This is a genomic window from Janthinobacterium foliorum (assembly GCF_978021625.1).
In genome coordinates this window covers 199,842-208,938 of the sequence record NZ_CDXDQE010000014.1, presented here as the reverse complement: position 1 = coordinate 208,938, position 9,097 = coordinate 199,842, and the positions used below count along the sequence as shown (strand labels likewise).

Genomic DNA, 9,097 nt, shown 5'->3' with positions numbered 1-9,097 from the left:
CAGACAAAGAAATGGTCATGCCAGGCGATAACGTGTCGATCACCGTCAAGCTGATCAACCCGATCGCGATGGAAGAAGGTCTGCGCTTCGCTATCCGCGAAGGCGGCCGTACCGTCGGCGCTGGTGTTGTTGCAAAAATCATCGCTTAATTATTAAGCGGCTATAAAAGAAGACGCGTCGTCGCCCGGCGCCCTTCTTTTTATTCAACTGCCGGGGTTGGCAAGCATTTTGGTGCTATCATGTCGACCCTGACGGTTGTTGCGTCAGAAATTCCCGTATGACCTCATTGCCGTGCGCATTGCGCGGTTCGTTCTTTTAAGGAAATATCATGTCGGCACCAAACCAAAAAATCCGTATCCGCCTGAAGGCTTTCGATTACAAACTGATCGACCAGTCCGCTCTGGAAATCGTTGAAACCGCGAAGCGCACCGGCGCTGTCGTCAAAGGCCCAGTACCACTGCCTACCCGTATTCAGCGTTTCGATGTGCTGCGTTCCCCGCACGTCAACAAAACTTCGCGCGATCAGTTCGAGATCCGTACGCACCAACGCCTGATGGACATCGTTGACCCAACGGACAAAACCGTTGACGCGCTGATGAAGCTGGACCTGCCAGCTGGTGTTGATGTCGAAATCAAACTGCAATAAGATTTTTTAAGCGCTACCCGTCAGGGTGGCGTCCGCCGGCGCGGTACTCCGCGCCAGGCCTGTCAGGGCCGGTTCCATCATTGATGGCACCGGCCCTGATTGCATTTCGGCCGCCGTTTTTACTGCAGGCCGCCTGCCACCGCCGCGAAACGCTGGCCCAGGGCCGCCTGCGGGCCGCCCTGCAGCTGTTTGGCATACTGCTGCAGCACTTGCGTTGCATAGCCGCGCGCCGCAGGCGACAGTTTCGGCAGCAGGGGCAGGGCGCGCTCCAGGTAGGTGCTGCCTTCCTGCCATTTGCCTTGCGCCGACAGCGCCGAGGCCAGCTCCACCAGGCGCCGGCCGACGCGCGCATCACTGCGCGGCTGCGCCGCCTCTTCGGTCGCCAGCGCTTGCCGGTAGAGTGTTTCCGCTTCCGCATTCTTGCCCTGCAGGCGCTTGATGCGCCCCAGGTTGTACTGGCGCTGCGAAATGATTTCCGCGCTGGCGCCGGCCTGTTCGGCCGTGCGCAGCGCCTGCACGCACGCCAGTTCCGCCTCGCCCAGCTGGCCCTTGAGTTCGGCCGCGTTGCAGGCATCGTACTGTTCGTTGGAAGTGGTGATGAGCGACGCGGGCGTCGTGCAGGCGGCCAGCAGGCCGGCGGCGCAGAGCAGGGTGATGCCATGGTGCTTGAGCGTAAGATGCTTCATAGTCTCCTCGTACGGGTGTGGGACACGGTGTAGCAGTGGAGTCATGCGATATTAAATATACCACCAGTTTTTCATCGTTGGCGGCCTTTTGCCGGTGTCGCTTTACGGCCACTGTCTGCCCGCCGCATGCCCGCCGCACGCGCGCGATTGACGCCGCTTGCCTGCTTCGGGGATACTCCGGCTCTTTCCTTCAACATGCGGTGCCGCCATGTCCAAGACTATCCTGATCGTGGAAGATGAACAGGCCATTGCCGACAGCATCGCCTATGCCTTGCGCACGGACGGCTTCACGCCGCGCCACGTGATGCTGGGCGAACAGGCGCTGGCCGCACTGCGCCCGGACCCGGCCAATGCCGCGCCAGCGCCCGTTCTGCTGGTGCTCGACGTGGGCTTGCCCGACATGAGCGGCCTGGAAGTATGCCGCCGCCTGCGCCAGTTTTCCGACGTGCCGGTGATCTTCCTGACGGCCCGCAGCGACGAGATCGACCGCATCGTGGGCCTGGAAATCGGCGCCGATGACTACGTCACCAAGCCGTTTTCGCCGCGCGAACTGGTGGCGCGCATCCGCGTCATCCTGCGCCGCGCGGGCGGCGCCCAGGCGCCCCGCGAGACTGGCATGACGATAGCCGCACCGGCCGCGACGGCGGCGCGCTTCGAGTTGCGGGCGCTGGAGGCGCGGGTACTGTTTCACGGCCAGCCTCTGGCGCTGACGCGCTATGAATACCTGTTGCTGAAAACCCTGCTCGAGCATCCTGGCCACGTGCTGTCGCGCGAGCAGCTGATGCAGCGCGTGTGGAGCGGGGCGCCCGACACGCTCGAGCGCACCGTCGATGCGCACGTGAAGTCGCTGCGCGCCAAGCTGCGCGCCGTCGATGCGAACACCGATCCGATCCACACCCACCGTGGCCTCGGCTACAGCCTGGCTGGCGCATGAAGATCGGCCTGCGCATCCTGCTCGGCTATTTCCTGATCGTCGGCCTGGCCGCGTGGTTCCTGCTGAATGTGTTCATGGAGCAGGTCAAGCCGGGCGTGCGCTCGACCCTGGAAGATACCCTGGTCGACACCTCGCAGCTGCTGGCCAGCCTGGTGGCGCCCGACCTGCGCGCCGGCACGCTGGCCGGCTCGCCCGTGCTGGCGCGCATGCAGGATTACGCGCGCCATGGCGTGGACGTCAACATCAATGGCGTGCGCAAGCAAACGCTCGATTACCGCATTTATATTACGGACCGGCGCGGCGTCGTGCTGTTCGATTCCAGCGGACGCGACGTGGGGCGCGACTATTCGCGCTGGAACGATGTGTACCTGACCTTGCAGGGCAAGTACGGCGCGCGCAGCACGCGCAGCGTGCCTGACGACGAGATGTCGACGGTCATGCACGTGGCCGCGCCCATCCGCGATGGCAACGACGTCATCGGCGTGCTGACGGTGGCCAAGCCGAACGCCAGCGTGCAGGCGTTTGTCGAGCGCAGCCAGCGCAAGATATTGCAGCGCGGCGCCGTGCTGCTGCTGTTGTCGCTGCTGATCGGCCTGGCGTTCGCCTGGTGGCTGCACCATGCGCTGGGCAAGCTGATGCGCTATATCGGCGAGGTGGAGGCGGGCCACAAGGTGGCCTTGCCGGCGCTGGGCAGGAACGAGTTCGGCACCCTGGGGCGGGCGCTGGAAGCGATGCGCATCCGCCTCGAGGGCAAGGAGTATGTGGAGCAGCTGATGCATACCCTGGCGCATGAATTGAAAAGCCCGATCGCCGCCATCCAGGCCTCGGCCGAACTGCTGCAGGAAGACATGCCGCCGGCCGAGCGGCGCCGGTTCCTCGCCAGCATCCTCGAGCAGAACGCGCGGCAGCGGCAGCTGATCGACAAGCTGCTGGCCCTGGTCCGCGTGGAAAAGCAGCAGCACCTCGAGCATCCGGAACGCATCGCGCTGGCGCCGCTGCTGGCGCAAGTGGCGCAGGATGCGGCTGCCACCCTGGCGGCGCGCGGCGTGCGCCTGCGGCTCGATGCCGACGCGCTGGCCGTCGCCGGCGACGCCTTGCTGCTGCGCCAGGCGCTGGGCAATCTGCTCGACAACGCGGCCGGCTTCGCGCCGCCAGGCAGCTGCATCGACCTGCTGGCGCGGCGCCTTGGCAGCCAGGTGGAAATCAGCGTGCGCGACCGCGGCGCCGGCATCCCTGCGTATGCGCTCGAGCGCGTCTTCGAGCGTTTCTATTCCCTGCCGCGCCCGGCGGCCGGCAAGAGCACGGGCCTGGGCCTGCCTTTCGTGCGCGAAGTGGCTTCCCTGCACGGCGGCACGGTCGACGTCGCCAACCATGCGGACGGCGGCGCCTGCGCCCGCCTGCGCCTGCCGCTGGCGTAGCCGGTCCGCTTCCGGCCTGCATTTATTTGCCGACTTCACACGCAACGCATATTCAGCGCACATGGTTTTTTTACACTGGCGTCCTTACTTCAAGGATGCGCCATGCAAAAAACTTTATTCGTCAAAGCGTTGATCGTGTTTGGCCTGATGCTGCTGATCGGCTTGCCGCTGCTGATGATTCAGGAAACGATCAAGGAGCGGATGGAATTCCGCCAGGAAGCCGTCAACAGCATCGCCGCCGATTCGGTGCGCGAACAAACCATCATCGGACCCATCCTCGTGGTTCCCTACACGGAGCAGTACGACGAGCGCGTGGAAGTGGCCAAGGGTGATGACAAGGGGCAAGACGTGAAAGTGCCGCTGCGCACGGAGTTGCTGCGCCGCACGGTGCAGCGCCGCCTGCTCGTCTACCCGAACGATCTGCAGATCAATGGCAGCATCGAGACGGACCGCCGCTACCGGGGCATCCACCAGGTGCTCGTCTACAGTGGCCAGCATGCGTTCAAGGGCGACTTTACCGTGCCGGCCAGCACCCAGCTGCCGCGCAAGTCGCCGGACTCGCGCGTGACCGTGGGCGAGCCTTTTGTCGCCCTGTCGATCGAGGACGTGCGCGGCATCCGCAATATCCCGAAAATCGACTGGGGCGGCCAGAAGATCGAATTCGAGCAGGGCACCGAGCTGTTCGCTTTCCGCAGCGGCCTGCATGCGCCGCTGGGTGCCATGGCCTTGGCTGCGCCGCAGCAAGTGCGTTTCAGCTTTGACCTGGGTCTCGATGGCATCGAACGCCAGCACTTCGTGCCGGTGGCGAAGAATAGCCAGATCCAGATCAAGTCGAACTGGCCCCATCCGCAGTTTGGCGGGCGTTTCCTGCCGTCGCCGAAACATCGCCAGATCGACGCCCAGGGTTTTAATGTGGCGTGGAACATCTCGTCGCTGGCAACCAATGCGCAAACGCAGCTGAGCACCATCGAGGGGGAATTCAAGGTGCCCGACAGCGCGCCGCTGGGCCAGGTGGACCGTTTCAGCGTCGGCTTCATCGAACCGGTGAATGTGTATTCGCAATCGGACCGCGCCACCAAATATGGCTTGCTGTTCGTGGCGCTGACCTTCGCCGCCTTCTTCATCTTCGAGATACTGAAGAGCCTGCCGATCCACCCCGTGCAGTACCTGCTGGTAGGCCTGTCGCTGGTGATCTTCTTCCTGCTGCTGGTGGGCCTGGCCGAACATATCGCCTTCCTGGCCGCCTACCTGATCGCCAGCGCCGCCTGTATCGCGCTGACCAGCTTTTACCTGGCGCATGTATTGCACAACGCCTGGCGCGGCATCGGCTTCGGCGTCGCCCTGACCATGCTGTACGGCGCCCTGTATGGCTTGCTGAGCTCGGAAAACAATGCGCTGGTGATGGGCAGCATCCTGCTGTTCGCCGTGCTGGCAGCCATCATGGTGGCCACGCGCAAGGTCGACTGGTATCAGATTGGCAAAGGGGTGGCGCAAGAGTAGGAGGAACTGCGCCTCTGTCATGAAGGCTCGATGGCCGGTCCGGGCGTATCTCCGGGCTGGCCATCGGCGTTTCCAGGGCAAACATGCTCAGCATATAAGCTTATCTGATAGATAAATTAATTGGTGTTTGGTTGGTATTGTTTACGGTATTCTATTGGCATTACTTTTTTGGTAATGGCAGGCTGCCTGCAGCATGCCGGGGCGGGGCGACGATGGCGCCGCAGCCCTGCCGGTTCGTCCATCGTATTCGCATATCAATCAAACGGAGACATACCATGATCAAGAAAACCGCCGCCTTCCTGTTTGCTCTTGGCCTGAGCGCTTCATATGCATTTGCCGCCGGTGACGTGTCGCAGTGCTATATGGACTGCGCGCAAAAAGTCGCCAATTGCCAGGCCCACCTGGGCGGTAGCCCCATCTGCGCCGACCTGTATGACCATTGCCTGGCCAACTGCCAGAAGTAGGCGGCAGCCCGTGGCGCAGTCCCGTGATGCGCCACAGGCATTGCCGAGCGGAGGAGCGCCTGCCGGGGCCTGATGCCTGGCGAGGCGAGAGGGGCGTGTACGTCGTGTGCGCGCCCTTGTTGTTTTTGTGCTTGCGGGTGGTGGGAATGCGCGCCGTGCAATGCGCGCAAGCCGCATGCGGCCGTGCTTTGCCGCCTTTTTCCTTGTCCGGGCGCGTCCTTTTTCACGTGCGCCGACAACTTCCGCAGGGGCGTCGCGCAACACTTTGACATACCTCGTGTTAACTTGTTGCGTCAAGGGTTTTTGTGCTATATACTAGCCGGCTTCGGTATGGATTCGTCTTTTTTGAGTCCTACGTTACTTTGTAGTTAAACAAGCCCCGCCCAATCGCAGGTGGGAATGGAGAAAAAATGAGCCTAGGCCTTCTCGGTCGCAAGGTTGGTATGATGCGCATTTTCACGGATGAAGGGGATTCGATTCCTGTCACCGTGTTGGACGTATCGAACAACCGTGTTGCGCAAATCAAAACCCCTGAAACAGATGGTTACTCCGCTGTTCAGGTCGCATTCGGTCAACGTCGCGCTTCCCGCGTGACCAAAGCTGTTGCTGGTCATCACGCTAAAGCTGGTGTTGAAGCCGGTACTCTGTTGAAAGAGTTCCGCGTTGACGCTGCTAAAGCCGCTGAACTGAAAGCTGGCGAAGTTATCGCTGCTTCCCTGTTCGAAGTCGGTCAAAAGATCGACGTGCAAGGCGTTACCATCGGTAAAGGCTATGCAGGCGTTATCAAACGTTACCACTTCGCTTCCGGCCGTCAAACGCACGGTAACTCGCGTTCGCATAACGTTCCAGGTTCCATCGGTATGGCACAAGATCCAGGTCGCGTTTTCCCTGGTAAGCGCATGACCGGTCATCTGGGTGACGTTAACCGTACGATCCAGAACCTCGTGATCGCCCGTATCGATGCCGACCGTCAGCTGTTGCTGGTCAAAGGCGCGATTCCAGGTGCGAAAAATGGCCAGGTAGTTGTCTCGCCAGCCATCAAAACCAAAGCCAAGAAGGGAGCTTAAACGATGGAACTCAAGCTTCTGAATGCGCAAGGTCAAGCCGCCTCGAACGTTGCTGCAGCCGATACGATTTTCGGCCGTGACTACAATGAAGCGCTGATCCACCAAGTCGTCATCGCTTATCAAGCGAATGCACGTAGTGGTAACCGCAAGCAAAAAGACCGTGAAGAAGTTCACCACACGACGAAAAAGCCATGGCGCCAAAAAGGTACCGGCCGCGCGCGTGCTGGTATGTCGTCGTCGCCACTGTGGCGCGGCGGTGGTCGGATTTTCCCGAACTCGCCTGACGAAAACTTCACCCACAAAGTGAACAAAAAAATGTATCGCGCAGGTATCTGCTCGATCCTGTCGCAGCTGGCCCGCGAAGAGCGCCTGATCGTCATCGACGATCTGACGATCGACGCGCCAAAAACCAAGCTGCTGTCGCAAAAATTGAACGGCCTGGGCTTTGATTCGGTTCTGATCATCACCGACGTTCTGAACGAAAACCTGGAACTGGCATCGCGCAACCTGCCTAACGTACTCGTCGTTGAGCCACGTCACGCAGACCCGATGTCCCTGGTGTTCTACAAGAAGATCCTGGTCACCAAAGCTGCATTGGCCAAGATTGAGGAGATGCTGGCATGAGCGCGATTTTGAAACATAGCGAAGAACGCTTGATGAAGGTGCTGTTGGCGCCCGTGATTTCCGAAAAGGCCACCATGGTCGCGGAAAAGAACGAGCAAATTGTATTCCGCGTACTGCCGGATGCAACCAAGCCTGAAATCAAGGCAGCGGTCGAACTGCTGTTCAAGGTTGAAGTTCTGTCCGTGCAAACTGCAAACCGCGAAGGTAAGCAAAAGCGCACCGGCAAGTTCAACGGTCGTCGTAACCATACCAAGCGTGCTTTCGTGTGCCTGAAGCCTGGCCAGGAAATCAACTTCTCCGAGGAGGCTGCATAATGGCACTCGTTAAGATGAAACCAACCTCGCCAGGCCGTCGCGGCATGGTAAAGGTGGTGAATGCCGACCTGTACAAAGGTCGTCCGTTCGCTGCCCTGGTTGAAAAGAAATCCAAGACCGCTGGTCGTAACAACAACGGTCACATCACCACCCGTCATATCGGTGGTGGTCACAAGCAACACTATCGCCTGATCGACTTCAAGCGCACCAAAGATGGTATTCCAGCGAAAGTGGAACGTATCGAATACGATCCAAACCGCACCGCGAATATCGCTCTGCTGTGCTACGCCGACGGCGAGCGTCACTACATCATCGCAACCAAAGGCATGGCCGTTGGCGACAGCGTGATGAACGGTTCGGAAGCACCGATCAAATCGGGTAACTGCTTGCCAATCCGTAACATCCCAGTCGGTACCGTGATGCATTGCGTCGAAATGCTGCCAGGTAAAGGTGCCCAAATGGCACGTACCGCCGGCGCCGGCGTCGTGCTGATGGCCCGTGAAGGTACCTACGCTCAAGTGCGTCTGCGCTCGGGTGAAGTACGTCGCGTGCACATCGAGTGCCGTGCTACCGTTGGTGAAGTCGGCAATGCCGAGCACAGCCTGCGTAAAATCGGTAAAGCTGGTGCGATGCGCTGGCGCGGTGTTCGTCCTACCGTTCGCGGTGTGGTCATGAACCCGGTCGATCACCCGCACGGTGGTGGTGAAGGTAAAACAGCAGCTGGTCGTCATCCAGTTTCGCCTTGGGGCCAACAGACTAAAGGTAAGAAGACGCGCAGCAACAAGCGTACGACTTCCATGATCGTCTCGCGCCGCGGCAAGAAATAAGGGGTAGCACATGACACGTTCATTGAAAAAAGGGCCGTTCTGTGACGCCCACCTGGTGAAAAAAGTTGAAGCCGCGCAAGCAGCCAAAGACAAAAAGCCAATCAAAACCTGGTCGCGTCGTTCGACAATCATGCCTGACTTTATCGGCCTGACGATCGCGGTACATAACGGCAAGCTGCACGTGCCGGTTTATGTTTCCGAAAACATGGTTGGTCACAAGCTCGGCGAATTCGCACTGACCCGTACGTTCAAGGGCCATGCAGCTGACAAAAAGGCTAAGAAATAATGGAAACTAAAGCTATCCTCAAAGGTGTGCGCCTGTCGGACCAAAAGGGCCGCCTGGTTGCTGACCTGATCCGTGGCAAGAAAGTTGACGCAGCACTCAACATCTTGCAATTCAGCCCGAAAAAAGGTGCTGCGATCATCAAGCGCGTTCTGGAATCCGCTATTGCGAATGCCGAGCACAATGATGGCGCGGACATCGACGAATTGTTCGTGAAAACGATCTACGTCGAAAAGGGCCCCGTCCTGAAGCGCTTCACCGCGCGTGCAAAAGGCCGTGGCGACCGTATTTCGAAACAATCCTGTCACGTTTACGTGACTGTCGGTAACTAAGG

The 9,097-nt window shown here is 60.0% G+C and carries 13 protein-coding genes; 12 read left to right on the top strand and 1 reads right to left on the bottom strand.

Annotated elements, in window-relative coordinates; translation table 11 throughout:
* Together ACZ92H_RS24540 and rpsJ are read left to right on the top strand one after the other, a co-directional pair.
* The coding region (locus ACZ92H_RS24540) for an EF-Tu C-terminal domain-related protein (RefSeq protein WP_019923558.1) at positions 1-149 on the top strand (149 nt) is incomplete at its 5' end.
* A 179-nt stretch (positions 150-328) separates the two neighbouring features.
* Positions 329-646 (top strand): 30S ribosomal protein S10, encoded by a 318-nt coding sequence (rpsJ, locus tag ACZ92H_RS24535; RefSeq protein ID WP_010394389.1) that lies wholly within the window; start codon positions 329-331, stop codon positions 644-646.
* A gap of 119 nt (positions 647-765) precedes the next feature.
* On the opposite strand, the gene ACZ92H_RS24530 is transcribed toward rpsJ, so the two are convergent.
* Complete coding sequence (locus ACZ92H_RS24530; RefSeq protein WP_465051226.1) at positions 766-1,332, bottom strand: tetratricopeptide repeat protein; 567 nt, start codon at positions 1,330-1,332, stop codon at positions 766-768.
* A 208-nt stretch (positions 1,333-1,540) separates the two neighbouring features.
* On the opposite strand from ACZ92H_RS24530, the gene creB reads away from it, so the two are divergent.
* The 10 genes from creB (at position 1,541) to rplV (ending at position 9,095) form a co-directional block, all read left to right on the top strand.
* Entirely contained in the window at positions 1,541-2,266 is a 726-nt protein-coding gene (gene creB / locus ACZ92H_RS24525; RefSeq protein ID WP_465051227.1) for a two-component system response regulator CreB, read from the top strand.
* Positions 2,263-3,684 carry a two-component system sensor histidine kinase CreC gene (gene creC / locus ACZ92H_RS24520; protein WP_465051228.1) on the top strand — a complete coding sequence of 474 codons (1,422 nt, stop codon included), beginning with the start codon at positions 2,263-2,265 and terminating at the stop codon, positions 3,682-3,684. Before creB ends, creC begins: the two co-directional genes overlap by 4 nt.
* A gap of 102 nt (positions 3,685-3,786) precedes the next feature.
* Positions 3,787-5,184: a cell envelope integrity protein CreD gene (gene creD, locus ACZ92H_RS24515; RefSeq protein ID WP_465051229.1), complete on the top strand. Its 1,398-nt coding sequence runs from the start codon at positions 3,787-3,789 to the stop codon at positions 5,182-5,184.
* 275 nt (positions 5,185-5,459) lie between these two features.
* The gene (locus ACZ92H_RS24510) at positions 5,460-5,648 is read left to right on the top strand and encodes a hypothetical protein (protein WP_465051230.1); all 189 of its coding nucleotides are present in this window, start codon (positions 5,460-5,462) and stop codon (positions 5,646-5,648) included.
* Between the two features lie 410 nt (positions 5,649-6,058).
* Positions 6,059-6,715: a 50S ribosomal protein L3 gene (gene rplC / locus ACZ92H_RS24505; RefSeq protein WP_092802121.1), complete on the top strand. Its 657-nt coding sequence runs from the start codon at positions 6,059-6,061 to the stop codon at positions 6,713-6,715.
* Positions 6,716-6,718: 3 nt separating this feature from the next.
* On the top strand, positions 6,719-7,339 hold the full coding sequence (rplD, locus tag ACZ92H_RS24500; RefSeq protein WP_034753197.1) for a 50S ribosomal protein L4: 621 nt from the start codon (positions 6,719-6,721) through the stop codon (positions 7,337-7,339).
* On the top strand, positions 7,336-7,653 hold the full coding sequence (gene rplW / locus ACZ92H_RS24495; protein ID WP_010394398.1) for a 50S ribosomal protein L23: 318 nt from the start codon (positions 7,336-7,338) through the stop codon (positions 7,651-7,653). Before rplD ends, rplW begins: the two co-directional genes overlap by 4 nt.
* On the top strand, positions 7,653-8,480 hold the full coding sequence (gene rplB, locus ACZ92H_RS24490) for a 50S ribosomal protein L2 (protein ID WP_034753198.1): 828 nt from the start codon (positions 7,653-7,655) through the stop codon (positions 8,478-8,480). Before rplW ends, rplB begins: the two co-directional genes overlap by 1 nt.
* A gap of 10 nt (positions 8,481-8,490) precedes the next feature.
* Complete coding sequence (gene rpsS, locus ACZ92H_RS24485) at positions 8,491-8,766, top strand: 30S ribosomal protein S19 (RefSeq protein WP_008444295.1); 276 nt, start codon at positions 8,491-8,493, stop codon at positions 8,764-8,766.
* A complete protein-coding gene (gene rplV, locus ACZ92H_RS24480) occupies positions 8,763-9,095 on the top strand; it encodes a 50S ribosomal protein L22 (protein WP_170840583.1) in 333 nt (110 codons plus the stop codon). The genes rpsS and rplV overlap by 4 nt, the downstream gene beginning before the upstream one ends.
* Positions 9,096-9,097: the final 2 nt, after the last annotated feature.

What these genes read in the sequence shown, in the direction of transcription:
- rpsJ (WP_010394389.1), top strand. Translation starts at nt 329, where the DNA reads ATGTCGGCACCAAACCAAAAAATCCGTATCCGCCTGAAGGCTTTCGAT.
- ACZ92H_RS24530 (WP_465051226.1), bottom strand. Translation starts at nt 1,332, where the DNA reads ATGAAGCATCTTACGCTCAAGCACCATGGCATCACCCTGCTCTGCGCC.
- creB (WP_465051227.1), top strand. Translation starts at nt 1,541, where the DNA reads ATGTCCAAGACTATCCTGATCGTGGAAGATGAACAGGCCATTGCCGAC.
- creC (WP_465051228.1), top strand. Translation starts at nt 2,263, where the DNA reads ATGAAGATCGGCCTGCGCATCCTGCTCGGCTATTTCCTGATCGTCGGC.
- creD (WP_465051229.1), top strand. Translation starts at nt 3,787, where the DNA reads ATGCAAAAAACTTTATTCGTCAAAGCGTTGATCGTGTTTGGCCTGATG.
- ACZ92H_RS24510 (WP_465051230.1), top strand. Translation starts at nt 5,460, where the DNA reads ATGATCAAGAAAACCGCCGCCTTCCTGTTTGCTCTTGGCCTGAGCGCT.
- rplC (WP_092802121.1), top strand. Translation starts at nt 6,059, where the DNA reads ATGAGCCTAGGCCTTCTCGGTCGCAAGGTTGGTATGATGCGCATTTTC.
- rplD (WP_034753197.1), top strand. Translation starts at nt 6,719, where the DNA reads ATGGAACTCAAGCTTCTGAATGCGCAAGGTCAAGCCGCCTCGAACGTT.
- rplW (WP_010394398.1), top strand. Translation starts at nt 7,336, where the DNA reads ATGAGCGCGATTTTGAAACATAGCGAAGAACGCTTGATGAAGGTGCTG.
- rplB (WP_034753198.1), top strand. Translation starts at nt 7,653, where the DNA reads ATGGCACTCGTTAAGATGAAACCAACCTCGCCAGGCCGTCGCGGCATG.
- rpsS (WP_008444295.1), top strand. Translation starts at nt 8,491, where the DNA reads ATGACACGTTCATTGAAAAAAGGGCCGTTCTGTGACGCCCACCTGGTG.